Consider the following 25,164-nt stretch of genomic DNA (forward strand, 5'->3'; position numbering starts at 1 on the left):
CCCGAACCCTTCTCCCTGGAGATCGCCGGGGACATGGACGGCGTGGACCTGCTGGCCCGCTGCCAGGACGACCAGGTGGTAAGGCAGCAAATCGCGGCCCACTACCCCCAGGCCCGCATCCGGCAGGTGCCGGTGGATGAGGACCCCATCTTCGTCCACGCGGGCGAGCAGGCGTGGGGCATGACCCTGCGGGCGGACGGCCCCGAGTACGTGCCGCTGCGCACCTTCCGGGACGACGACCTGCTGGACCCGGGCTCCGACCCCCTGATCGCCCTGATGGGCGCCCTCTCGGAACTGGAGGAAGGGGAGCGGGTGCTGTGCCGCCTGCTGCTGCGCTCCCTGGGACCCGACTGGTCCCAGGCCCACCAGGCCCGCGCCCACAAGGCGGCCGTGCCGGAGAACCGCGAGCCGTCCTACACCTACCAGACCAAACCCCTGCAGCTGGACGGCGTGACCATGGCTGTGCTGGGCGTGGGAGCCCTGGCAGCAGTCAGGGGCTACCTGTGGGTGCAGGACGGGGAGATCTGGAAGGCCGCGCTACTGGGCCTGGGTTCCGCCCTCGGCCTGACCGTGGCCGGCTGGGGCTGGTGGCGCTGGAAGCAGGCCCGCAACCGGGTCCACGACCCCCTCCTGATACGGGAGAAGGTCTCCCGCATCGCCTTCGACGCCGAGCTCCAGGTGATGGCCGTGCTGCCGGACTCGACCCGGCCCCAGCGGGCCGGGGAACTGCTGGGCGGGGTGGCCGCCGCCTACCGCCACTTCGACCACCCCGCCGGGGCCAGGTTCAGGGTGAGCCGGGTCCGGCCGGTGGTTCCCCTGGTCAACCTGCACCCCGCCGGCCCGGGACTGCTGGGCAAGCGCAGCGTCCTGGGCGTCCGCGAGGCGGCAGCCCTGTGGCATCCGCCGGGAGCGGGAGACGAGACGCCGCTGTTGGAACGCTCCGGCTCCCGGGCGCTGCTCCCGTCCGCCAAGGGCGTGCGGGGCGGCGCGCCCGTGGGCGACACCACGGCGGGCAAGCCCCGGCCCATCCCCTTCCCCGAGGACCTGCTGCGCCGCCACCACCTCTACGTGGCCCGCACCCGCATGGGCAAGTCCACCCTGATGCACCACATCGCCGTCCACAAGATGCGGGAAAAGGCCGAGGGCCGCGACGGCGACGCCATCGTGGTCATCGACCCCCATGCCGACCTGGTGGCCGGAATCCTGGAGCAGGTGCCCGAGTCCCTGGTTGACAAAGTGAGGCTCATCGACCTGGCCGACCGGAACCGCGCCCCCGGCATCAACCTGCTGGACACCCGCGTATTCGCCGATAGGGACCGCACCGCCGACTCGGTGGTCAGGGTGGCCAAGGGGCTGTGGGAGCAGTGGGGTCCCCGGATGCAGTCCATCCTGGAGCAGACGGTCAAGACCCTCCACGAGGCCAATGAGCACCCCGAGACGGACGAGGGCAGCCAGCACACCATCCTCGACGGGCTCAAGCTCCTCTCGGACAAGAAGTTCCGGGACGGCGTGCTCAGGAGGATCGAGGACCCCTACCTCCTAGAGTGGTGGGCGGCACAGGACTCGAACCTATGACCTCTTCCGTGTGAAGGAAGCGCTCTAACCAGCTGAGCTAGCCGCCCGAAAGTCGCGGTGTGGTGGCAAGGATACGCCGCCTCTTGTAGGGTAGTCGTATTTGCCATGATCGTCTACCCACCGTACCCACCACAAAACCCACCGGTGGGCGGTGGGTTTGGATAATATTTGTAGCTAAGTATGGTGGCAAGGATAGGATTCGAACCTATGACCTAGCGCTTATGAAGCGCCCGCTCTGCCGCTGAGCTACCTTGCCACATCGCCCATGAGAAACGCTATCGGCGCTGCTCCTGGGTCTATTCTCAATATAGCTTTTGCCCGCTTTGGGTGTCAACGAAACCCTTTCCTCCGCATCCCCGGCCCGAACCCCATGTGCCCTCGCCTTGTCCGGCCCCTAGCTATGCGGTACGATGGAATGCACAAATTCGTTTCCTTTCGACACCCATCAAAGCGACCAGAGGTGCACCGCATGCCCGTCCGCTCCCCAAGTGCTCAGGCGTCACCGGAACTCCTTGAGTTGCGCCACCGCATCCGCCACTCGGCCAGCCACATCATGGCCGACGCCGTGCTCCAACTCTTCCCGGAGGCCAAGTACGCCATCGGGCCCCCAATTGACGACGGCTTCTACTACGACTTCGATGTTTCCCGCCCGTTCACGCCCGAGGACCTCGAACAGATCGAGGCGCTCATGCGCGAGCGCATCGCTGAGGACGTGCCCTTCATTCGCACTGAGATCAGTCGAAATGACGCCAAGGCCGCCTTTCGGGACCAGCCCTACAAGCAACAAATCATTGACGGCATCCCGGAAAGCGACTCCCTTTACACCCTGCAGCACGGCCCCTTCACGGACCTCTGCGGCGGGATCCACGTCGAGCAGTCGGGGCAGGTGGCGGCGTTCAAACTCCTCTCTGTGGCGGGCGCCTATTGGCGCGGCGACGAGCGCAACCCCATGCTCCAGCGCATCTACGGCACCGCGTGGGAGTCGCAGGAAGCGCTCGACGACTACCTCGTCCTGATCGAGGAAGCGGAGCGCCGAGACCACCGCCGGCTGGGCCGCGAGCTGGATTTGTACAGCGTACACGATGAGATCGGTCCGGGGCTGATTGTCTGGCATCCCAAGGGCGGGGTTCTGCGTACCATCGTTGAGAATTACTGGCGGGAGATTCACGCTCGCCACGGCTACAACCTCGTCTACTCGCCGCACATCGGACGCTCAAACCTGTGGCGTACAAGCGGACACCTGGACTTCTACCAGGAGAACATGTACGCCCCCATGGAGTTGGACGAGCAGGAATACTACCTCAAGCCCATGAACTGCCCATTTCACATCATGATTTATCGCTCAGAATTGCGTAGCTATCGCGAGCTTCCTCTGAAGATTGGCGAGTTGGGCACCGTATACCGCTATGAACGAAGTGGCGTGCTTCACGGGCTGATGCGCGTTCGGGGGTTCACTCAGGATGACGCCCACATTTTCTGCATGCCCGATCAGGTCGAGTCAGAGGTTGGAGGAGTCCTGGACCTGACCTTCGAAATCCTGCGGGCATTCGGGTTTGACGAGTACCAGATTATGCTGTCGACGCGACCGGAGAAGTACGTCGGCGACCTTGAGATGTGGGACCACGCGACGGCGTCCTTGCGCAACGCCCTTGAACAGCGTGAACTGCACCATGACATCGACGAAGGTGGGGGCGCATTCTACGGCCCGAAAATCGACATCAAGATCAAAGATGCTCTGGGGCGGGACTGGCAATGCACCACAGTGCAGTTCGACTTTAACCTGCCGGAACGCTTTGACCTTTCATTCCAAGACTCGGAAAGCCATCGCGCTCGCCCCTATATGGTGCACCGGGCTATCCTTGGCTCCATAGAGCGCTTCCTCGGCGTACTCATCGAGCACTATGCCGGAGCGTTCCCGCTGTGGCTCGCGCCCGTCCAGGCCGTCGTCATCCCCATCGCCGACCGCCACATCCCCTACGCCGACACCGTCGCGTCGAGGTTACGGGAAGCAGGCCTGCGCGCCGAGGTGAACGCCAAATCTGACCGCATGAACGCGAAGATACGACAGGCGCAGATCCAGAAGGTGCCGTACATGCTCGTCGTGGGTGACCGCGAAGCCGAGGCCAACGCCGCCGCCGTCCGCCTGCGCGATGGCTCGGACCTCGGCCCTCTCCCGCTGGACGAGCTTGTGACGCGCATGACATCGGAAGTCGCCGCATACGCGTAGCCCGCTGGCCGTGTTGGAAGGAGCATCTGCTCACACTATGCTGGACAAGCTATCAGCCATGGAGCACCGCTACCACGCCATCGGCGAGGAGATGACCAAGCCGTCGGTGCTGGGCGACTACACCAAATTGCAGGAGCTTGGGCGTGAGCGTGCCGGGCTGGAGAAGGTGGTCTCTCTTTCAAGCCGCTACCGCCAGGTGCTCCGGGAGATCGATGACGCCCACACGCTGCTAGCCGAGGAGGCCGACGCCGAGCTCCGGCAGCTGGCGCAGGAGGACCTGACATCCCTTGAGGCGGAACGCACGACGCTGGAGGCCGACATCCAGGTGGCGCTCCTGCCCGCGGACCCCGACGACGACCGCAACGTCATAGTCGAGGTGCGCGCCGGCACCGGCGGCGAGGAGGCGGCCCTGTTCGCGGCCGAGCTCGTGCGCCTGTACACGCGCTTCGCCCAACGCACCAACCGGCAGGCGTCCGTCCTCTACGTGAACGACACCGGCATTGGCGGCATCAAAGAGGCCTCGGTCGAGATCAAAGGCAAGGACGCATTCAGCCGCCTCAAGTTTGAGAGCGGCGTCCACCGCGTGCAGCGCGTGCCGGTCACGGAGGCCAGCGGCCGCATCCACACCTCGACGGCCACAGTGGCGGTGCTGCCCGAGGCGGAAGAGGTGGACATCCAGATAAACACGGAAGACCTCCGCATCGACACGTTTCGCGCCGGCGGCCACGGCGGGCAGAATGTCCAGAAGCTGGAGACCGCCATCCGCATCACGCACCTGCCGACGAACCTGGTGGTCACCTGCCAGGACGAACGCTCCCAGGGGCAGAACAAGCTCAAGGCAATGACCGTGCTCCGCTCCCGCCTCTATGAGATGGAGCGACAGCGTAAAGAAGCCGCCCTGACCTCAGAGCGGCGCTCGCAAGTGGGCACCGGCGAACGCTCCGAGAAGGTGCGTACCTACAACTACCCCCAGAACCGCGTGACCGACCACCGCATCAACTACAGTTCCCACAACCTGGAAGCCTTCCTCGACGGCGACATCGACGAGATCATCGACGCGCTGGTGCAGGACGAACGGGAGCAACGGCTGGAAGCCGCGCTGGCAACCTCATGACACTTCCCGCTGCCACCGGCCCTGAGACCGAAGGGTCGCCCGCCTCATTGCCCCACGCCGGGCACAACGGCCTCCGCTCATGGACCGCCGCAACTCAACGGGCCCTCGAAGCCATCAGCGATGAGGCTGCCGTGGAGGCCGAGCTGCTGGTGCGCCACGCCACCGGCCTTGATCGCGCGGGCATCTACGCCAATCCTCACCAGGAGCTGACTGCCGAGCAGTCGCTGGCACTGCAAGAACTCACGGCGCGACGCCTGCGCCGAGAGCCCCTGCCCTACATCCTGGGCGAGTGGGACTTCTGCGGCCTGTCCTTCCGCGTGTCGCCCGCCGTAATGATCCCCCGCCCGGAGACGGAGACGCTCGTCGAGGAAGCGCTGGCGTGGCGGAAGCACCGCCGCGAGGCAGACCCCGGCCCCGCCACCATCGTTGACGTGGGCGCCGGAAGCGGTTGCATCGCCATCACCCTCGCCGCCAGACTCCCCGACGACCCCGTCCTCGCTCTGGACGTCTCCCCCAACGCCCTCGCCGTCGCGAGAGACAACGCCGCGCGTCTCAGCGTCGCCGGTCGCGTGCGGCTGTTGCAGAGCAACCTTCTGTCCGCGATCTCAGAACCGCCGGACCTCATCGTCGCAAACCTGCCGTACATCCCGGACGCCGATGTGCCCACGCTGCAGCCAGAGGTGCGGCTTCACGAGCCGACAGTGGCGCTCGGTGGCGGCCCCGACGGGCTCACGCTCATTCGCCAGCTGTTGGTCCAAGCGCAATCGCTGCTGTCACCGAGGGGCGCCATCATTCTCGAGATCAACCCGCCGCAGAGTGCCGCGCTTCCCGCAGAAGCCCAAGACCTGTTCCCCGGCGCCGTGGTCCGCGTCGTGCAAGACCTGGCGGGCCTGGACCGCGTCATCGTGATCGATCTCCTCGGGCGGCCTGCTGCGTGATCGTCCTCAACGTCTTCCTGGACATCGTCATGCCCGTGGTGCTGGTGATTCTCTGCGGCATGGCCCTCTGCCACTTCAAGAAGACCACAATCGAACCCATCAGTCAGGCCGCCCTCTATCTCTTCAGCCCCGCGCTGGTCTTGCTCGGCATGGCGGACACGGACTTGCCCCTGGAGAGCATGGGGAAGATTGTGGCCTTCGGCGTGCTGCTTACCGCGTGCATGTACATCATCGTCAGGATCACCTGTTTCGCCTTGCGAATGGACAGCCCCGCACAGAGCAGCGTACTCCTTGCAGCCCTGGTGATGAACGCCGGCAACCTCTCGCTTCCCATCGTTTCGTTGGCATTCGGCGACGCCGGTCTCGACAGGGCCCTCGTGCTCTTCGCCGTCATCGCGCTGGCGGCGGCCACGCTTGGCGTCTACATTGCTGCGCATGGCCAGCAGGGTGGTCTCGCATCTCTCAAGGCGGTGCTGCAGCAACCCATCGCCTACGCGGCTGTGGGCGGCCTTGCCCTCAATCTGCTCAGCATCGACCTCCCGGCCATGGCGCTCAACGCCACGAACCTCCTCGCCAACGCAGCCTTCCCCGCGATGTTGCTGGTCCTCGGCGGAAATCTGCTGCAACACCGCGGCATCGCCGAGTGGCGGACCGTCGCAGTCGCGGTATCGTTACGGCTATGGGTGGGACTTGCCGTCGGCTATGGCCTGCTCCTCCTCCTGGGCGTGGACGAGATCACCCGCAACGCGCTCCTGGTGACCGCCTCCGCCCCCACCGCCGTCGTCGTCATCGTCATCTCGACCGAGTTCAATGCCCGGCCTGCCGTAACCACGGGCGCCGTGGTGGTCTCCACCGTGTTGGCCCTGCCCACCCTCACGGCCCTCCTCTCCATCCTCACGCGCTGACGACGGCCTCGACGCCTTGACCCTGTTGGGGCGTACACCTAGACTAAATGCACACCCCGTTGCTTGGGCGGTTAGCTCAGAGGCCTAGAGCACTGCGTTGACATCGCAGGGGTCAGAGGTTCAAATCCTCTACCGCCCACCAGACTTGAATTCAAGACCTGAAGGGACTTGAACTCTGCCAATGTCAGTCTGTCACTACTCCACTTCATGGTATTGGGCCGGCAGGTTTCGGGGTTGATAGCGGGTGGCAGGATTCTCCATACGCTTGAACACGCTGGAGTGGATACTGGCGAATTCTGGAACACGCCGCACTGCCGGACGTCGGATACGCCATATACCCTTCCAGGACTCATCAATTCGACCATGGGGGTTGGGGTTGAGATTTTCCGTCCACCCTTCTTTCAGGCGCAGGCCCTTATCTCTCGCATTCTCCAACATCCATTTCAACGTGATGTCGGATATCCCCGGGTCGGGATTCGAACCGCCAACATCAGAGTGGAACCCTGGGAACCAAACTTGCACTATGGTCTGATGCTCAATCATTCTGCTTTCATTCCAAAGACTCACCGGGAAATGCCGTCGTCTTTCGTCTATTGAGACTGCATGATAGCCGTAAGTCACGTCCTCGTTCAGGTATGTGTCGAAGAATTTCCTTCCCCATAACCAGCCCATTGCCCCAACGGTGTCCCAGACGCCAATGAAGTGCGGCTTGCATTCATGGGAGTATGTTTCCTTGAATCCGGCGGCAAGGTCCTCATTGTCATGCCGGTTATAGATCTTGGAAGCGTAGGGGATGAGGTTGTTGCTGCCCTTTTGCAGCAGACCGCACTTGTGCAACATGCCCGCGAGCGCCCTAACGGTAAACGCTCCACGACTGAATCCGAAGAGGAACACCCTATCCCCCGGCTCGTATCTGTCCATAAGGTACCTGTAGGCATCCTCGATGTTCTGTTGCACGCCCGCGCCAAAAGCCTTCCCAAGCATAACCCCCATGCGCCGCCCGATTTCTCGTCCCAGGAAGCTAAAGGTGCCGACACCCGGATCGTAGAAGGCAATCTGCTCAGAATCACGTATGACATACTGGTACAACTTGACTATATTGGTATTGCGATGGCTGTACTCGGCGCTGGTTCCGTCGCTGCAGATCACGATGTTCTTCATACCACTGCATCCTCCACGCATCACCCAGCCAACGAAAAGACTCCAGCATTGTATCCCGACAGGTTGGGTGAGACTACTCTGTCTGTTTATTCGCAGAGCCTTTTGAAAGTCAGTTCATGGTGGACCTGTCGAACCATGCACAGGTCTTCGACAAGCTCAAGCCCAACGGGGAGGCACAACTTCCGCTGCAACGTTGAAAAGGCCCTGGCTCGCTCTATACGTCCCTTGCACACCACCTTTGGCTACGCCAGTTTGGGAGCAAGTCAAGCTCATATCGTTGATGTTCATGAAAACCGCTTGCGGAGCTTGTGAGCCGGCTAAGGTGTTCCGGCCTATATCGCTACTTCCCACCGAAAAGTTCGCAGTTCGGTACGCCTTAGCCCACCACTCCGAAAGCTGGAGTATCTCCCCCGCCAGGCGCCGGCAAACCTTGTGAGCCACACGTCGTCAGGATAGAATGCCGCTTGTTGCGGGTGTAGCAGTCCCCTGGCGGATGGGCGAGGAGGCGGCATGGCAGTCAGAATTGTAACGGACAGCACGGCGGACCTTTCGGCTGACGTGGTCGAGCGGCTTGGCGTCACCGTGGTCGCCCAGAACGTGCACTTTGGCACTGACACCTACAAGGACAACGTGACCATCACCCCGGACACCTTCTTTTCGATGCTCGCCACCAGTAAGGAGTTGCCGAAGACGTCGCAGGCATCGCCGGGTGACTTCAAAGAGGTCTACGACAGCGTTGGCGAAGGCGCCGATGGCATAGTCTCCATCCACGTGGCGGCGAAACTGAGCGGCACGTACAATTCCGCGGTCCAGGCAAAGGACCTGACAACCGCCGCCTGCCCCATAGAAGTCATCGACACAACGCAAGCCTCTATGGGCGAGGGCCTCGTGGTCATCGCGGCAGCGGAAGCCGCCAACGGCGGTGCGAGCATGGAAGAGGTGGTCGCCGTCGCGAGTGGCGCCGCGGAGCGGTCGTGCTGCATGGCCCTGCTGGAAACGCTTGAGTACCTGCAAAAGGGCGGCCGGATAGGCAAGGCGCAGGCCATGTTGGGCTCCATTCTGCAGATCAAGCCCATGATCATCGTTCGTGACGGCGAAGTGCATGAATTGGGCAAGGCCCGTACCTTCGCCAAAGCGCTGGTGAAGCTGCGCGAGACGGCGCACGATATGGGGCCCGCGGACGCCTTGGCGGTCATCCACAGCACCACGCCGGACGCGGCTCAGGCATTTGCGGACAGCCTCTCAGAGATGCTGCCGGCGGGCTCGGTCCCGTACATCGCCAGGTTCGGCCCGGCGCTCGGCGTGCACGTCGGCCCCGGAGCAATCGGCGTGGCCCTGCTGCAGTCGCAGGCCTGAGTCAAAACGCTCAAACGATAGGCAATCGACCGTGGCGCTTCGAGGGAACGAGGAGTCGACGGGGTTAGATGCCAAGGGCGGCGCGGCGCTCGGCGAGGGAAGCGGCCACCAGGCCTGAGAGGCCCTCCTGGACTGCTTCCTGCAGGTTGCGGACCCTGACGTGGCGTAAAGCCACGCCCGGGTGCAGGCGCACGATGGTCTCCCGGAGCGGGATTGCGACGGGACGAAGCCGCTCGGGAGTCAGCTCCAGCAGATCGTTAAATGTGCCGAATCGGGCCGTCGTCAACCTCTGCTCCTTGTGGTGTATAAACGTCCAAGCCGTGCAGGATGCGGCGATGTTTACCGCCGCCACTCCGCGATGTTCCACAACTCGCTGTCCCAGGCGTTCATGCGCACGCCCTGCAGCGAGTTTGCGTGCGCCGAAACAAGGCCGCGGCCTACAAGGAATATCTCGAAGTAGCTCTGCACATAGATGTCGTTCAGCTGCTTCACAATGGCGTCGCGCTCGGGGCCAATGGTAAGCCCGTCCAACTCCGCCAGCTTCGCGTCGAAGTCCGGGTTGCACCCTCGGGAGTTGTTGCCGTCCGCCCAGTTGTTTTCGATCGTCTGGATATGCTCACAGCCAAGGCTGACCAACGACAACGCCGGATCTATGCCGGTGCCCGTGGTATACATCTGCACGTCCGCGAGGAACCGGCGGTACGACGCCCCCTCCACTGCAGGGTCGCCACCGAAGAACACGCTTGCGTCATGCTGGACAAGAACGGCGTCAATGCCGATTTCCTTCCACCACCCCTGGATGAGCGCTTGCGTCTGTTGCCTCACGGGGTTCTCCGTCGTCTGATACGTGACCCGCAGCGGGACGCCGCTGTGCTCCCGAACGCCGTCGCCGTCCGAGTCGGCCACGCCGGCATCGTCAAGCAACTGCTGCGCCCCCGGTATATCCTGTGTCAGGCACCCTGCGTCAGCAGCGGTCGCATACCGGGGCGGCGCCACGATAAGGTCGCATACTGGCTTGCCGGAAAAGCCGTACAGCTCCTGGGAGATGCGGTTCCGGTCGATTGCCATGGACATGGCCTGCCTGATTGGCTGCAAGGTGAGGAACGGGTGTGGGTTGGCGCCATCCAGATACTCGGAGCGGTCGTCACCCAGCGCCGGGTCGGGGTTGGTCTGGTTCAACACGAGACGCTCCGTGTCGCCTGCAAACGCGGACACCACCGTGCCGTTGCCGCTAGCTTCAAGCGACGCCAGCAACCCCGGATCGATCTGCAGGTTCCAGCCGTAGTCGATTTCCTCGGTCTCCAACACGGCGCGCGCCGCCGACTCCGCATCGCCGCCGCCTTCGATGACCACACGGTCGAAGTACGGCTCGTTCCCCCAGTAGTGCGGATTGCGCTCGTACTCGGCGCGGTCATTGGGCACGAATTCGACGATTCGGTAGGGGCCGGAGCCCAACGGGGCCATGTTCTGATCGTCGCATTCCCTTGCCGCCCCGCCGATGCAGCCATTGAATTGGTCAGCGTTGATGACAGGCGTTCCTGCGCCCACAAAGGCGTTGTACGGATACGGCGTCGGCCCATCGAATTGGATGCGTACAGTGCGGTCGTCTACCGCTTCCACCGCGTCAATCCCGTCGAAGGCGTCCTCGGCGACACAGCCGCCCTCAAGGTGCGTGCAGTACCGCCACGTAAACGCCACGTCGGTTGCCGTGAGGTCGCTCCCATCTGACCACTTCAGGTCTTCCCGGAGTGTCCAGGTTATCGACGCCAAATCCGCTGAAACCCCGCCGTTCTCCACGGTGGGAATCTCCACGGCCAGTCTCGGCGTCAGGATGCCGTCGGGATCGTAGTTGGCCAGGGGTTCCAGTGTTAGAGCGGCTGCGTCGGTGTCCTTATAGCCGCTGGCCAAATACGAGCTCGGCAGGGTCGCCGCCTGCCAGTAACGAAGAGTGAGCACCTTCTCCTCGCCGCACGCTGGCAACAATGCGATCACCAAAAACGCGGCCAGGGCCACCCACAACACTCGGATTCCAGTAGTCCACATCATCCTCACCTCTCTCCACTGAGTGTAAGGAGGCCGGTTACCAGTTCGCAATGCCGAGAGCAAAATACACCAGAAGCCGATTAGTTGAAGCAGAGTCTGCGCGAGCACGTCTGCGTACTCAATCGCCGTTTAGGCTTGCCATTTGATTCTTCTTTAGCTACTATCCGCCGCTTCTATATAAGGTACGCCTTTAAGCAATCGCAATGCTACACTGAATAGAGAGGTGCATGTGGGCGACCGTGGCCTTAAGGTTTGCACACATCACGGACCTGAATTCCTCTCCTGCCGCCGCCCCTGGAGGGCCTGATCGTTGCTGCGCAGTCTCACCCGCAGAAAGCTCCGCACGGCGCTGACAGTCCTGGGCATCACTGTGGGCATTTGGGCGCTCATCGTCATGAGCGCCATGGCCAACAAGCTGACGGCTCTCGTTGACGGTGGTTCGACGTACTTCGACAACAAGATCCTCGTCACGGACGCCACAAACCCCGCCTTCGGTTTTGGCAATGTTCCCATGCCTGTCGAGGTGGTGGAGAGGGTCGGCCGGATACCGGGCATTGCCGTCGCGGCGGCGCGGGTGTCGTTCCTCCTCGACCCCGACAACACCGGCTCCGGGTTCAGCGCGCCCGACTTTGTCATTGGGTTTCGCGCGGGCTTCGATCAGGGCTATGAGACCTTTCGTTCCGAACTCGCCCAGGGGCGTTATACCACGCTGGAAGATGAGGGCCAGCGCGTAGTCCTGCTGGGCGCGGACCTGGCGAGGAAATTCGACGCAGGCCCCGGCGACGCTTTCTCCATTCACGGCGAGGAGTTTGAGGTCATCGGCGTCCTGGAGCCGCTGCTGATGTTCTTTGACACAACGGCCATCATCCCGTGGACAGCCGCTCAGGAGCTCCTGGTCCGGAACGAGGCCCTGGAATTCGAGGGCGGCACGGACATCCCCATCCTGACGTCCATGGTCATCGCCTACCCTGAACCCGGGGCGGACTTCCGCGCCATCATGCGGAACATTGGGGAGGCCCTCCCCCAAACGCGTGCCGTGACTGGAGAGGACTTCGATGACCAGTTCGGTTCCACCATTGCCATCTTCAACGCGATCATCCTGAGCGTCGCGCTGATCAGCATCGTCGTGGGCGGGTTGTCCGTCATCAACACCATGACCATGAGCGTCGCCGAACGCACCCGCGAGATCGGCATCAAGCGGGCCATCGGCGCGAGCCGGGGCCTCATCATGCGGGAGCTGGTCCTGGAGGCCGGCCTTATGGGATTCATCGGCGGGCTGGTCGGCCTCGGCCTCGCGGGCCTTGTCGTCTACGTCGCCAACGACGCCGGACAGACCTCCGGGACCATCCTCTTCCTGCTGACCCCGTGGATCGGCGCGCTGGGCGTCACTTTCTCGACCCTGCTGGGCGCCGTCGCCGGTGCGCTGCCGGCGTGGAACGCCGCCCGTCTCGATCCTGTCGAAGCGCTTCGGTACGGGTAGGAGCGAACGATGGCATTTCTGGAAGCGCGCAATCTCCACAAGACCTACCGGCTGAGCCGCAATAACTACGTGCGAGCGCTGCGAGGCGTCGACGTGACCGTCGAGGCCGGCGAGATGGTCGGCATCATGGGGCCTTCCGGCTGCGGCAAGAGCACGTTGATGCACATTCTTGGCATCCTCCACGCACCTGACCTCGACGCCCCGCCGCCGGACCTCGCCATCGACGGGACCGACGTCACCGTGCTGACCGACCGTGAGCGCACGCGGATACGCGCAGAGCGCATGGGCTTCGTTTTCCAGGCCTTCAACCTCGTCTCGACCCTGACGACGGTGGAGAACGTCGCACTCCCGGCCGAGTACGCTGGAAGGCCCCGCCATGAAGCGCGGACCGCGGCCGTTGAGGCCCTCAAGCTCGTCGGCCTCGAGGACTGGGCCGAGCACCGGCCCATGGAACTCTCCGGCGGGCAGCAGCAACGTGCCGCCATCGCACGCGCGCTCGTTACCCAACCCGCCCTGCTGCTGGCCGACGAGCCCACCGGCAACCTCGACTCCGAGAACACGGCTGAGGTCATGGCGCTCCTGCACTGGTTCAACCGGGAGCGCGGCCAGACCATCGTCCTCGTCACCCACGACACCCGCGTCAGCGAGGCCTGCAGCCGCGTCCTCACCATGCAGGACGGCGTCATCATCAATGGGCGCCGGACTAGCGTCTCACAGGATGGACCTGCCGGTATCAGTTTGGGACCCTGACTCGAAGCCGCTGTAATTCGCCTTGTCGCTCTCGCCGCCGTGCTGCTATTGTGGAGACTGTGGAATAGTCGCGCGCCGTGGGGCGCAGCGACGAGGAGGGCGAGATGGAAGGATTGAGGAAACCGGTTGGAGCCTATCTGGTGCTCGTGGCCGTTGCGGTCGCAGTGTTCTTCATCATCAATCCTCTTCTGGCCGACTCGATAGAGGTTACGGACGTTTGGTACGCGCTCGATATCCTGATGGTCATCGCATTGGCCCTGGGACTTGTCTACGCCTACTTGGGCAAGCGCCGCGTGGATGCGGAAGAGGGTGTCACCCGCCCGTACTTGGAAGCGAACGTCATCTTCCTCGCCGTAGCCGCGGTGACCGTGCTCTTCCTGCACAACTGGTTCTCGCTGCTGGCGGACGGCCCCGACAGCCTGGACGGCAACCATCAGGCATGGGTCATCTGGGCTGCCGTCGATACCGCGCTGCCGCTCGTGCTTGGCGTCCTCGGGTGCAAGCTCTGGCGCGGCGGGTAGTGGCAATTCGTGGAACTCACCCCCGTCACCCGGCGGGGCACACATTGAAATTGCGGGTGCATAGGTAGATGTCTCGTATCCTGGCGTTCCTGTGGGCGCTGTGCCTCAAGTTTCCGCCAATCATGCTCGTGTACCGCACGGTGCAGGAGATGAAGCATGACGACGCCACGCATATGGCCGCCGGCGTCGCCTACTACTCCATCCTTTCGCTGTTTCCGCTGACCATTGGCATCCTCGCCGTGTTCAGCCCGTTGCTGCCGGCCGAGACCGTTGAGGGCGCGCTCCTCGACTTCCTGCGCACCTACCTGCCCGGCTCCGACGACGCATTTCGAGAGAACCTGGAGGCCACCGGCGGCGTGCGCAGCGCCCTCGGCATCGTCAGTGTGCTTGGCATGTTCTGGTCCGCGAGCGCCATTTTCGGAGCCATCAGCAAGGCTGTGAACCGCGCCTGGGATGTGCACGAGGACCGGCCCTTCTACATCGACAAAGTCCGCCACATCGCGATGGCCTTCAGCGTGGGGCTCCTCTTCATCCTGTCCGTCTCGACCACCACACTCTTGCAGTTCGTGGACGACATAGCGGGCCGGAACGGCGGAATGATGCAGGTGCTTGAGCAGGACACGGTGAACACCATGGCCCGTGTGCTGCCCTTCGTGTTCAGCCTCGCCATCTTCCTGATGGTCTACAAATACGTGCCGAACACGGTCACGCACTGGCGGTACATCTGGCCTGGCGCGCTCCTGGCGGCCCTCGCGTTTGAGGTTGGCAAGGGCTTTTTCATTCTCTACCTGGACCGCTTCGCGGACTTCGAAATGGTGTACGGATCGCTGGGCACCGTCGTGGTGCTGATGCTCTGGACCTACGTCTCCGCCCTAACCCTCATCATCGGCGCGGAGTTCACCTCCGAGTATGAGCGCATGCTCCGCGGCGTCGAGCGCGGGCGCGTCATTCCGAGGGCCGGCCACCACTGAGACCCGGCGTCCTGGCGCCCGAGGCCGAGTAGAATGATGGCTGCGGGCCGAGCCCGGCAACAACCTCAAGAGGAAGCATCGTGAAAGCCACGCAACCAGACGGAGAGCGTGAAACCCGGAGGGGCCTTGAGCGGATAACCGTCCCGCTAAGCCGGGTCGTGGAGTCCCGGACCTTCGAGCTCTTCATCATCGGCGTCATCCTGGCCAACGCCGTCCTGCTGGGCCTCGGCACCTCGCCGGCAATCGAGCGCGACTACGGCGGCCTGCTGCACCTGGGCAATCAGGCAGCCCTCGGCATCTTCATCGTAGAGGCGCTGATGAAGCTGCTGGCCCTCGCGCCGCGGTCGCAGCGGTACTTCGCGTCGGGCTGGAATATCTTCGACTTCGCCGTCATCGTGTTCTCGCTGGTCCCGGCCACCGGACAGTTCGCGATGGTGTCGCGCCTGGCGCGCCTCCTCCGTGTGATGCGGCTCATCACCACAGTCAAGGAGTTGCGCGTCATCGTGGCGGCGCTGGTGCGGGCCATCCCCAGCGTGGGGCACGTAATGGTGCTCATGAGCATCGTCGTCTACATATACGCCATCATGGGCTACCATCTCTTTGCCGAGGAAGATCCCCAGTACTGGCGCAGCTTGGGCATCTCCGTCCTGACCCTCTTCAACATCGTCACCCTTGAGGGCTGGGTGGAAATCATGAACAATGTGATGGACACTTACCCCTGGGCGTGGGTGTACTTCACCAGCTTCATCATCATCGGCACCTTTGTAGTCATCAACATGTTCATCGCCATCATCGTCAACAGCTTGGACGAGGCCAAGTCCGACGCCCTCCGCGCTCTCCGCGAGCCATCAACGGCGGACGATCTGCTGCGCGAGATCCGCGAGACCCAGGCGGCCCTGCAACGTCTGCAGGAGCGCCTCGACGCCGAGGCCGAGAAATAGGTGGGATTGAGGGGATGAGGATGATTGCACGGAAATGCCACGGGGCGGCCCTGCGAGCCCTTGTGTACGCGCTGGTGGCGGCGCTGGCGCTTGCCATAGCCGCGGGCTGCGGCGGTGACGACGGAGAAGCGTCCTACCGCGTCGGCGTCATGGAGTCGCTCACCGGCCCCGGCGAGTCCTACGGCGTTGTGGCCAACCAGTCCAAGCAGATGGCCCTGGACGAGATCAACGCCGCGGGCGGCGTCGACGGCCGTCCACTGGAGTTCGTGGTGGAAGACTCCATGTGCAGTGCCCAGGGCGCGGTGTCGGCCTACAAGAAGCTGACCTCCGTCGACGGCGTGAAGATTATCCTCGGCCCGTCCTGCAGCGGCGCCATGCTCGGCGCGGCGCCCCTCGCCGAGGCCGACGGCGTCGTCCTCTTCTCCGGCATGGCAAGCAACGCAGACATCGCCAACGCCGGCGACTACATCTTCCGCACGCAGATAAGCGACATCGAAGTTGGGCGGCTGACCGGTGACCTCCTTTGGGCCGACGGCGTCCGGCGGCTCGCGACCATCACCGAGTCCACGGACTACGCCGAGGGCGTCCGCGGCAACACCGTGGAGAGGTTCCATGCACACGGCGGCGATGTGGTCGCGGCGGAGGCTTTCGCGTCGGACGTCACTGACTACCGCTCGCAGCTCAGCAAGCTGCTGGCCGCATCGCCGGACGCCGTGCACCTTGCGCCCCAGTCGGAGTTCGCCGCGGGCGCAATCATCAAACAGGCCCGGGAGCTCGGCTACGACGGCCCCATCTACGCCGAGACAGTCTCGCTCGGTGCGACGGCGCTGGAGATCGCCGGCGATGCCGCCACGGGCATGAAGGCCATCGCCGCCGACATTCACCCGGACAACCGGAAGGGGCAGGAAGTCGTTGCCAGCTTCCGCGACCGGTACGGCTACGTGTCGCTGCCCTGGCATCTGAGCTCCACCTACGACGATGTCTTCATCACCGCCGAGTGCCTGAGCCGGACCCGCGACGACCAAGACGCGGACGGCTTCCGCGACTGCCTCTACGACATCACCTGGAGCGGGGCAATCGGCGAGAACTACAGCTTCGACGAGAACGGCGAGGTTGTCGGCCTCTCGCGCGTCGTGGTGCAGGTGCTCCCCCTGGCCGAGCGCACGGCGGACAGGACGTACGTCGTGCTGGACCTGCCCGTCGTGGACGCGCCCTAATCGCGAGCCGCCGTCAATCAACCTCGCTTTCCTTGCGCCTTCAACCCGCCGCGCCCGACAATGGAGATGTAGGGCGCGGGAGGTGAAGCCATGGCAACGCATGTGATCACGGGAGCGTTCAGCTACACTGGCAAGTACATCGCCCGTCGGCTTCTAACCGAAGGCCACACGCTCCGAACGCTGACGGGCCGCCCCCGCGCGGACGACCCCTTCGCGTCCGAGATAGAGGCGTTCCCCCTCGACTTCAGCAGCCACACCGCCCTCACCGGCGCCATGCACGGCGCCGACACCCTCTATAACACCTACTGGATCCGCTTCGCCCGCGGCTCGATGACCTTCGAGCGAGCATTGGAGAACACCCGGGCGCTCATCGGCGCGGCGGTCGACGCGGGCGTGCGCCGCATCGTCCACGTCAGCGTCACAAACGCGTCCTCGGCCTCGCCTCTGGCGTACTTCCGCGGCAAGGGGCTGGTGGAGGAGGCCATCCACACGTCCGGGCTCTCCTACGGCATCGTGCGCCCGACGCTGGTGTTCGGGCTGGAGGACGTGCTCGTCAACAACATCGCGTGGACGCTCCGCCGCATGCCGGTCATGGCCGCGGCCAGTGGCGGCCGCTTCGAGTTCCAGCCGGTTTACGTCGACGACGTCGCCGAGATCGCCGTCGCCGCCGGCCGCGAGGACGCCAACGTGACCTGGGACGCCGTAGGCCCGGATCGGACTACCACCCGTGATCTCATCCACCTGGTAGCCCGCGCCATCGGCCGCCGTGCCCTGGTCATGCCCCTCCCGCCGCCGCTGTTCCGCCTCTCCTCGACGATGCTGGGCCTCATGCTGCGCGACGTCATCATGACCCGTGACGAGCTCGCCTCCCTCATGGGCGGACTCCTCACGTCGCCAGATCCCCCGCGTGGCCGCACCTCACTGCGCGAGTGGGCGCGCGAGAACGCCTCGTCGCTGGGACGCAGGTACGCCTCGGAGGTGGCGCGCCACTATCGGTGACGGCTGGGGACGTCGGTCGACAAGATCAAGGCGAACGATGGAATGAGATGAAACGATGGCGACGCATGTGGTCACCGGAGCGTTCAGCTACACGGGCAAGTACATCACCCGGCTGCTGTTGGCGGAGGGACACACGGTCAGGACGCTGACGGGCCACCCCCGGCCCGGCGACCCGCTGAGCAAGAACGTGGAGACCTTCCCGCTGGACTTCAGCGACCGCGATGGCCTGACACGGGTGCTGCGCGGGGCGGACACGCTGTTCAACACGTACTGGGTTCGTTTTCCTAAGGGCAAGACCACCTTTGAGCGGGCGGTGGAGAACTCGCGGACGCTCATCGGCGCGGCGGCGGCCGCGGCGCGGCGCCTGGTGCACGTCAGCATCACCAACGCAAACTCCCAGTCACCGCTGCCGTACTTCCGGGGGAAGGGGCTGGTGGAGGAGGCCATTGCGGACTCCGGCCTCTCCTACGCCATCCTGCGGCCCACAGTGATCTTTGGAGTGGAGGACATCCTGCTGAACAACATTGCGTGGTCCGTGCGCCGGTTTCCCATCATGCCCATACCCGGCGACGGCGCGTATGAGCTGCAGCCGATCTTTGTAGAGGACCTGGCGGCGCTGGCCGTCGAGGCCGTAGCGGGTGAGGACCGCGCCGTGATGGACGCCGTGGGGCCGGAGCGGTACAGCTACCGGGACCTGGTGCGGCTCATCGCGGACGCCGTCGGGGTGCGGCCCCGGCTGCTGAAGTTGCCGGCGGACGTGGCGCTGGGGATGTCGCGCAGGTTGGGGATGCTGCTGCGGGACACGATGCTCACCCGCGACGAGGTGAAGGGGCTGACGGCCGGCCTGCTGGTGTCCGGCGAGCCCCCGCGTGGCCGCACCTCGCTGCGCGAGTGGGCGCGCGGGAACGCGGACCTGCTCGGGCGCACGTACGCCTCGGAGGTGGCCCGCCACTACCGCTGACCCCAAGCGTACGTTCGCGCCCTGCTCTGCTAGAATGTGCCCCAGGAGGACGTATGCCCAATCGACTGGCAGCGGAAACGAGCCCCTACCTGCAGCAGCACGCCAACAACCCCGTTGACTGGTACCCGTGGGGCCCCGAGGCCCTCGATCTGGCCGCCCGCGAGGACAAGCCCATCTTCCTCAGCATCGGCTACTCCTCATGCCACTGGTGCCACGTCATGGAGCGCGAGTCGTTCGAGGACCCGGCTATCGCGGAGGTCATGAACCGCCTCTTCGTCAGCATCAAGGTTGACCGCGAGGAACGCCCGGACCTGGACGCCATCTACATGAACGCCGTGGTCGCCGTCAGCGGCGCCGGCGGCTGGCCTATGAGCGTCTTCCTGACCCCGGACCTGAAGCCGTTTTACGGCGGCACCTACTACCCGCCGCAAGACCGGGGCGGCATCCCCAGCTTCCGCCGTGTGCTGGAGGCGACGGCCAACGCCTACCACCAGCGCCGCAACGAGGTCGTCGCCTCCGCCGACCAGATCGTCCAGCACCTTCGCCACAACGCGGCCTTCGCCGGCGACGACGAGGACCTCACGCCCGCCGTGCTGGACGTCGCCTTCAAGCGTCTCGCTCCGCACATCGACACCGAGTGGGGCGGCTTCGGCTCCAACATCAAGTTCCCGCAGCCCATGGTCCACGAGTTCCTCCTCCGCTTCGGCGACCGCAGCGGTGAGCCCACCGCGCAAGTAATGGTCGACCTGACGCTGGACCGCATGATGCGCGGCGGCATCTACGACCACCTCGGCGGCGGCTTCCACCGCTACGCCACCGACCGTTCGTGGCTGGTGCCCCACTTCGAGAAGATGCTCTACGACAACGCCCTCCTGGTCCGCCTCTACGTCCATGCCTGCCAGGCTATAGGCCGCACCGAGTACCGAAAAGTGGCCGAGGAGACCATCGAGTTCATCCTCCGCGACATGCGCGATGCCTCCGGCGGCTTCTACACCGCCCTCGACGCCGACAGTGAGGGGCACGAGGGCCTCTTCTACATCTGGAGCCGCGCCGAGATCCTCGAGCGCCTGGGGCAGGAGGCCGGCGAGCGCTTCTGCAGCGTCTATGGCGTGACGGAAAGCGGCAACTTTGAGGGCGCCAACATCCTCTTCCTCCCCCAGGAGCTCGCCGCCGTCGCCGAGCATTTGGGCCTTCCCGTGGAGGAGCTCTCGGCCGAACTGGAAGAGGGCAAGGCAACCCTCCTCGCCGCGAGGGAAAACCGCATCTGGCCCTTCCTCGACGACAAGGTGTTGACCGGCTGGAACGCCCTCATGCTGGGTGCGCTGGCGGAGGCCGCGGCAGTCTTCGATCGCAGCGACTACCTCCAGGCAGCGGAGGCCAACGCCGATTTCCTGCTCACCACCTTGCGTGACGCCGAAGGCCGGCTCCTCCGCACCTACCGCGAGGGCGAGGTCAAGCTGAAGGGCTACCTGGAGGACTACGCCTTCCTCGTCGACGGCCTGCTCTCCCTCTACGAGGCCACCTTCGAGCCCCGCTGGCTCCGGGAGGCCCAGTCGCTGGCGGAAGCCATGCTGTCGCTCTTCTGGGACGAGGACGTCGCGGGCTTCTACAGCACTGGCAGCGACCACGAGGAGCTCCTGATGCGCCCCCAGGACTTCTACGACAACGCTATCCCCAGCGGCGCCTCATCGGCCGCGCTGGCCCTGCTGCGGCTCGGCACGATCACGGGCGTGCCAAAGTACGCCGAAGTAGCGAACATCGCCCTGCGCTCCATGCGCACCTCCGTCACCAACCAGCCTATCGGCTACGGCCACTGGCTCTGCGCCATGGACTACGCCCTCTCAACGCCCAGGGAAGTCGTGGTGGTCGGCGACCGCGAGGACGCTGCGACAAAGGCTTTGCTGGAGGCCGTCCACAGCCGCTACATCCCCAACAAGGTCGTCGCGGGCATGGCCTCCGAGGACGACCCCATCGCGGACGAACTCGCGCTGCTCGAAGGACGAGGACTCGTGGGCGGCCGCCCCACGGCCTACGTCTGCCAGAACTACGCCTGCCAGTTGCCGGTCACGGACCCCGCCGCTCTTCTCGAGCAGCTCGGCGCAGCAGGTGCGCCCGCCGACCCATCGCAGCTCGACAGCTACCTTCTCCCGCCCAAATGGCGCCTGAACCCCATCTCGGAGGCGGGAGAGTAAAGGCAATTTGACCAATCGTTTGAGATTCCGGTAGCGTGGGGGCGCCCTGACGCCCCAAGCACCGGCTAGGACAAGGGTTCTGCGTTTGGGAACCGATTTCGCCAAGGAGGCGTCTAAGCTTGTGACGAACACAGACCTCGCTATGGACGCGGCCCTCCTGGAGGAGGCCCAAGCAGTCCGGCGCTGCCAGGCGGGGGACAAGGAGGCCTTTCGCTTCGTTGTGGAGCGATACGGGAACCTGATGTACGGAACGGCGTACCAGATAACCCGCAATCACGCCCGCGCGCAGGAGCTGACGCAGGACGCGCTGGTGTTGGCATGGCGCGGCATAAACTCGTTTCAGGGCGGCTCCCTGAAGGCGTGGCTGGTCAAGATCCTGACCAACCGCGGCATCAGTCTCAGCCGCCGCCGCGAGCTCGACGCCGCAACGCTCGACGACCCCGACTCGCCCATCACCGTCGCCGACGAGTCCCAGGACCCGGCGGGCGCGGCCATTCTGGCGCTGGAGCGCGAGCGCATTCAGGGCGCGCTCGCGACCCTGCCGGAGGACCAGCGGCAGGTGGTCACGCTCCGGTTCTTCTCGGAGCTGTCAGTCTCCGAGACCGCCGCCGCGCTGGGAGTGCGCGAGGGCACGGTGAAGTCCAGGCTCTCCCGGGCGCTGGACAAGCTCCGGGACGCATTGGCCGAGGGCTGATAATTGGCAGGAACAGTGGATCACGAGTGAGGAAAACGAATCTTGGTTGACGACAAGGGCCGCGACGACCTCGAGCGCAAGCTGCAAGGCCACTTTGCAGCCGAGCGTGATGAGTTGCGCGCTCCATCAGACCTCTGGGCAAACGTCTCTGCACGGCTGGGTGAGCAGGAGCCCGCTCCGTGGTGGCGCAGGATGTTCGGCGGCGCGGCGCAGGGCATGGGCCGCGTCTACGCCGGCGCCGCTGCCGCCGTTGCCGTCGCAGTCGTTGGCGCCGTCATGTACGCCGCCCTCATAGGCCTCGACGATTCGAGCATCTCGCAAGAGTCGATGGCCTCGGACGCCCCCAGCTCGACCGCGGCAACCACGATGGCGGCCGCCGCTCCCGCCTTGCCGCCCACCGCCGCGCCGGCCTCCGCGCCCGTGCCGGCAGCAGCCGAAATGGCGCCCGCCGCTGCCATGATGGACCCCGCTGCGGTGGCGGACTCGGTGCCGCGCGCGCGCTCCGGCCTTACACAGAACGCCTCGGCATTGGTCGAGGAGCCCCCCTTCCGCCTGGAGATGTGGGGCCTGCAGAACGGTGTTCGCACCCACCTCTTCTGGGTCGACTTGCCCGAGGGCTGGATGTCGGGCGCGCCAATGCTCGTCAACGGCGTATGGACTGGCGCCTTCTCCGGGCGCGGTGTGACGCTGCACTACACCTTCGGCGAGCGCGCGCAGACGGAGATGCTGCGCACCAACACCCAGTCCGAAGCCGCGGAGCACAGGCAGCGCATGTGGGACGAGTACGTCATCGGCAACCTGGCCTTCATCGTGGCGCCGCCCAAGGGCACGATGGGAGACCTGCTCATGACCCTGCAGCTCCCGTCGGGCACCCTGCGTCTCACTGGTGAGGCGCTGGCCCCCGAGCAGCAAGAGTGGGCGCTGGTGATCTTCCGCTCCATCATCGCCTGATGCAGGGCAACGGGCCGCCGTGCCATCCCCGCTGTGTTAGAATACGAGTTCCATTCCCCCGCTGGAGGCTTTAGGCCCAGGGATCCCCTCCCAATGAGGCCCCCTCGTGGCCCTGTGGCATGAGCGCACCTGATGACAAAGAAACAGTAGCGGAACGCGATGGGGACCCCGACGAGGATCCTCAATCGTCAGTAGCCGTCGAAGGCTCCAATTCAAGGGCGCCGCGGCGCGGCGACGCCTCGATGCCCCACTACGTCGACCACGCCGAGCGTGGCCGGGCCGCCCTCACCGGGCGCATGTTCGCTTCCCTCAGAAACCCGCACTTCCGCCTCTTCATGGCCGCCATGATGGGCCAGATGGGCGCCATGAACATGCAGATGGTCGCCCGCTCCTGGTTCATGTACGAGCTCACCGGGTCCGCGACGCTCCTGGGCGCGGTGAGCCTTGCCAACGGCCTCCCCATGCTCATGTTGTCCCTCTACGGCGGCGTCATTGCGGACCGGGTGCAGAAGAAATACGTGCTCATTGCCGGACAGGTAGCTTCTGCCGCATTGGCATTGGCGGTCGCCGCCCTCATTACCACCAACCTCATCAACTGGCAGCTCCTCATCGTGGCATCGGTGATGCAGGGCATGATCATGGCCCTGATGATGCCCTCCCGGCAGGCCGTCATTCCGGAGTTGGTAGGAGAACAGGGGCTGACCAACGCCGTCGCCCTCAACACCGCGGGCATGAACCTCAACCGGCTGACTGCGCCGGGAATCGCTGGGCTGATGATCGCGGTGATCGGCATCGAGTCCGTCTACTACGTCATGACGGTGTTGTACATCGTCGCGACGGTCTTTGCGTTGTCTCTGCCCATCTCGGGAACGACGTCGCTCGCCGGAATGAATGCCCTCGACAACGTCAAGGACGGCCTCAGGTATATCAAGGACAGCCCGGTGTTGCCGGCGTTGCTGGTGGTGACGCTCATCGCAGTGGTGCTCTCGATGCCCTACATGATGCTGCTGCCCATCTTCACCAAGGACATCATCACGGTGGAAGCGCAGTCGCTGATGTGGATGACCCGGCTGCCGCTGGTCGGCGGGCTCCTTGAATCCGTCCCTGACCTGTTCGCCAAGTCCAGTTTCCGGTTGGGGCTGCTCATGACAGTCTCGGGGATCGGCGCGCTGGCGGGTTCGCTGTTCATCGCGGCGCTGCCGCCGGGCACGCGAGGCGTGATGTTCCTGGCAAGCCTGATGCTGACGGCGATAACGCTGATGGCATTCGCCGTCTCGCCCTGGTATTTCCTGTCCCTCGCGCTGGTGGTCCCGCTGGGCCTCGGGCAAGCGGGCCGCATGGCCCTCAGCAACGCCCTCGTGCAAGCCAACGCAGACGACGCGCACCGCGGCCGGGTAATGAGCGTCTACATGATGGAGTTCGGCGTCACCAACTTCGGCATCTTCCTCATCGCCATCCTGGCGGGGCACATCGGCGTGCAGTGGGCCATCGGCGGCGGCGCGGCGCTGCTGGGATTTATGACGTTGTACTTCTTCCTGAAGACGCCCAACGTCCGGCGGCTGCCCTAGCGGCGGGCCATTTGGCGCGCTAACGAACACTGACAGGAGATTCCCTTGAGACACCTCATCGCTATCCTTGTGTCGGCCGGCATCATCCTGGCGCTGAGCTTCCCGGGCTGCATCGGCGGCGAGTCGGAGTCGGGTGAACACGACGGCGGCGGGTCGGCCGGCGAGCACGGCGAGCACGCAGGGTCAGGCGAGCACGGCGGCAACAGCGAGTCCGGCGAGCACGACGGCGAGGGGGAGTCGGACGGCGACGGTGAAGAGTCGGGCACGCAGTTTGGGTTGAACGAGACTTTCGACGAGATCAGGGCAGGCGCTCGGCTGAAGCTGTCCTACGACTCGGCGGCCAACGCCTTCACCGGCGACGTCGAGAACACCACGGGAGCCACGCTGCGACGGGTCAGGGTCGAGGTGCACCTCTCCAACGGGACAGAGCTGGGCCCAACGACTCCTGTGGACCTCGCTCCCGGTCAAGTGGCCGCCGTCACGCTAGCGGCCACCAATCAACCCTTCGCAACGTGGAGCGCCCACCCGGAAGTCGGGTGATCTTCTCCATCCGAGGCGCCCCATTTGCAGCCGTAGCCCGCACAAGGCAATCGCTCGCTT

Annotated in this window: 22 protein-coding genes and 3 tRNA genes; 20 read left to right on the forward strand and 5 right to left on the reverse strand. The window is 64.7% G+C overall.

What is annotated here, in order from left to right; all coding sequences use genetic code 11:
• On the forward strand, window positions 1–1,575 hold a 1,575-nt coding region (locus OXC99_05100), incomplete at its 5' end, for a hypothetical protein (protein ID MCY4624366.1).
• Here the strand turns inward: OXC99_05100 and OXC99_05105 are convergent.
• Both OXC99_05105 and OXC99_05110 read right to left on the reverse strand, forming a co-directional pair.
• Window positions 1,546–1,622, reverse strand: a tRNA-Val gene (locus tag OXC99_05105). The genes OXC99_05100 and OXC99_05105 overlap by 30 nt on opposite strands.
• Before the next feature lie 134 nt (window positions 1,623–1,756).
• A tRNA-Met gene (locus tag OXC99_05110) sits at window positions 1,757–1,831 on the reverse strand.
• A gap of 213 nt (window positions 1,832–2,044) precedes the next feature.
• Between OXC99_05110 and thrS the strand changes: the two genes are divergently transcribed.
• From thrS to OXC99_05135, 5 genes are all read left to right on the forward strand, one after another.
• Window positions 2,045–3,802: a threonine--tRNA ligase gene (thrS, locus tag OXC99_05115; protein ID MCY4624367.1), complete on the forward strand. Its 1,758-nt coding sequence runs from the start codon at window positions 2,045–2,047 to the stop codon at window positions 3,800–3,802.
• A 37-nt stretch (window positions 3,803–3,839) separates the two neighbouring features.
• Window positions 3,840–4,916 (forward strand): peptide chain release factor 1, encoded by a 1,077-nt coding sequence (prfA, locus tag OXC99_05120; GenBank protein MCY4624368.1) that lies wholly within the window; start codon window positions 3,840–3,842, stop codon window positions 4,914–4,916.
• Complete coding sequence (gene prmC, locus OXC99_05125; GenBank protein MCY4624369.1) at window positions 4,913–5,854, forward strand: peptide chain release factor N(5)-glutamine methyltransferase; 942 nt, start codon at window positions 4,913–4,915, stop codon at window positions 5,852–5,854. The genes prfA and prmC overlap by 4 nt, the downstream gene beginning before the upstream one ends.
• A complete protein-coding gene (locus OXC99_05130; GenBank protein MCY4624370.1) occupies window positions 5,851–6,759 on the forward strand; it encodes an AEC family transporter in 909 nt (302 codons plus the stop codon). Before prmC ends, OXC99_05130 begins: the two co-directional genes overlap by 4 nt.
• 65 nt (window positions 6,760–6,824) lie before the next feature.
• Window positions 6,825–6,901: transfer RNA gene (locus OXC99_05135), tRNA-Val, on the forward strand.
• 53 nt (window positions 6,902–6,954) lie between these two features.
• On the opposite strand, the gene OXC99_05140 is transcribed toward OXC99_05135, so the two are convergent.
• Window positions 6,955–7,920, reverse strand: a complete 966-nt coding sequence (locus tag OXC99_05140; GenBank protein ID MCY4624371.1) for a DUF2235 domain-containing protein — start codon at window positions 7,918–7,920, stop codon at window positions 6,955–6,957.
• Window positions 7,921–8,430: 510 nt separating this feature from the next.
• Between OXC99_05140 and OXC99_05145 the strand changes: the two genes are divergently transcribed.
• The gene (locus tag OXC99_05145) at window positions 8,431–9,276 is read left to right on the forward strand and encodes a DegV family protein (protein ID MCY4624372.1); all 846 of its coding nucleotides are present in this window, start codon (window positions 8,431–8,433) and stop codon (window positions 9,274–9,276) included.
• 64 nt (window positions 9,277–9,340) lie between these two features.
• Here the strand turns inward: OXC99_05145 and OXC99_05150 are convergent, their stop codons facing one another.
• Together OXC99_05150 and OXC99_05155 are read right to left on the reverse strand one after the other, a co-directional pair.
• The gene (locus OXC99_05150; GenBank protein MCY4624373.1) at window positions 9,341–9,562 is read right to left on the reverse strand and encodes a hypothetical protein; all 222 of its coding nucleotides are present in this window, start codon (window positions 9,560–9,562) and stop codon (window positions 9,341–9,343) included.
• 53 nt (window positions 9,563–9,615) lie between these two features.
• Window positions 9,616–11,232 (reverse strand): peptide ABC transporter substrate-binding protein, encoded by a 1,617-nt coding sequence (locus tag OXC99_05155; GenBank protein ID MCY4624374.1) that lies wholly within the window; start codon window positions 11,230–11,232, stop codon window positions 9,616–9,618.
• Between the two features lie 397 nt (window positions 11,233–11,629).
• Here OXC99_05155 and OXC99_05160 point away from each other — a divergent pair, with 397 nt between their 5' ends.
• The 13 genes from OXC99_05160 (at window position 11,630) to OXC99_05220 (ending at window position 25,104) form a co-directional block, all read left to right on the forward strand.
• Window positions 11,630–12,799, forward strand: a complete 1,170-nt coding sequence (locus OXC99_05160; GenBank protein ID MCY4624375.1) for an ABC transporter permease — start codon at window positions 11,630–11,632, stop codon at window positions 12,797–12,799.
• A gap of 9 nt (window positions 12,800–12,808) precedes the next feature.
• On the forward strand, window positions 12,809–13,549 hold the full coding sequence (locus OXC99_05165; GenBank protein MCY4624376.1) for an ABC transporter ATP-binding protein: 741 nt from the start codon (window positions 12,809–12,811) through the stop codon (window positions 13,547–13,549).
• Window positions 13,550–13,653: 104 nt separating this feature from the next.
• Window positions 13,654–14,070, forward strand: coding sequence for a hypothetical protein (locus OXC99_05170; protein ID MCY4624377.1), 417 nt, complete (start codon window positions 13,654–13,656; stop codon window positions 14,068–14,070).
• 68 nt (window positions 14,071–14,138) lie between these two features.
• Window positions 14,139–15,041 (forward strand): YihY/virulence factor BrkB family protein, encoded by a 903-nt coding sequence (locus OXC99_05175; GenBank protein MCY4624378.1) that lies wholly within the window; start codon window positions 14,139–14,141, stop codon window positions 15,039–15,041.
• Window positions 15,042–15,199: 158 nt separating this feature from the next.
• A complete protein-coding gene (locus tag OXC99_05180; GenBank protein ID MCY4624379.1) occupies window positions 15,200–15,982 on the forward strand; it encodes an ion transporter in 783 nt (260 codons plus the stop codon).
• 20 nt (window positions 15,983–16,002) lie between these two features.
• On the forward strand, window positions 16,003–17,199 hold the full coding sequence (locus OXC99_05185; GenBank protein ID MCY4624380.1) for an ABC transporter substrate-binding protein: 1,197 nt from the start codon (window positions 16,003–16,005) through the stop codon (window positions 17,197–17,199).
• Window positions 17,200–17,289: 90 nt separating this feature from the next.
• On the forward strand, window positions 17,290–18,198 hold the full coding sequence (locus OXC99_05190) for an NAD(P)H-binding protein (GenBank protein MCY4624381.1): 909 nt from the start codon (window positions 17,290–17,292) through the stop codon (window positions 18,196–18,198).
• A gap of 55 nt (window positions 18,199–18,253) precedes the next feature.
• On the forward strand, window positions 18,254–19,159 hold the full coding sequence (locus OXC99_05195) for an NAD(P)H-binding protein (GenBank protein MCY4624382.1): 906 nt from the start codon (window positions 18,254–18,256) through the stop codon (window positions 19,157–19,159).
• A gap of 53 nt (window positions 19,160–19,212) precedes the next feature.
• The gene (locus tag OXC99_05200) at window positions 19,213–21,351 is read left to right on the forward strand and encodes a thioredoxin domain-containing protein (GenBank protein MCY4624383.1); all 2,139 of its coding nucleotides are present in this window, start codon (window positions 19,213–19,215) and stop codon (window positions 21,349–21,351) included.
• Window positions 21,352–21,472: 121 nt separating this feature from the next.
• Window positions 21,473–22,045, forward strand: coding sequence for a sigma-70 family RNA polymerase sigma factor (locus OXC99_05205; GenBank protein MCY4624384.1), 573 nt, complete (start codon window positions 21,473–21,475; stop codon window positions 22,043–22,045).
• 42 nt (window positions 22,046–22,087) lie between these two features.
• Window positions 22,088–22,996 carry a hypothetical protein gene (locus OXC99_05210; GenBank protein ID MCY4624385.1) on the forward strand — a complete coding sequence of 303 codons (909 nt, stop codon included), beginning with the start codon at window positions 22,088–22,090 and terminating at the stop codon, window positions 22,994–22,996.
• Between the two features lie 119 nt (window positions 22,997–23,115).
• Window positions 23,116–24,564 (forward strand): MFS transporter, encoded by a 1,449-nt coding sequence (locus OXC99_05215; protein ID MCY4624386.1) that lies wholly within the window; start codon window positions 23,116–23,118, stop codon window positions 24,562–24,564.
• Between the two features lie 45 nt (window positions 24,565–24,609).
• Window positions 24,610–25,104, forward strand: coding sequence for a hypothetical protein (locus OXC99_05220; protein ID MCY4624387.1), 495 nt, complete (start codon window positions 24,610–24,612; stop codon window positions 25,102–25,104).
• The last annotated feature ends 60 nt before the right edge of the window (window positions 25,105–25,164 follow it).

It is taken from the genome of Chloroflexota bacterium (assembly GCA_026713825.1).
Classification (GTDB): Bacteria; Chloroflexota; Dehalococcoidia; order Lucifugimonadales; family UBA1127; genus UBA1127.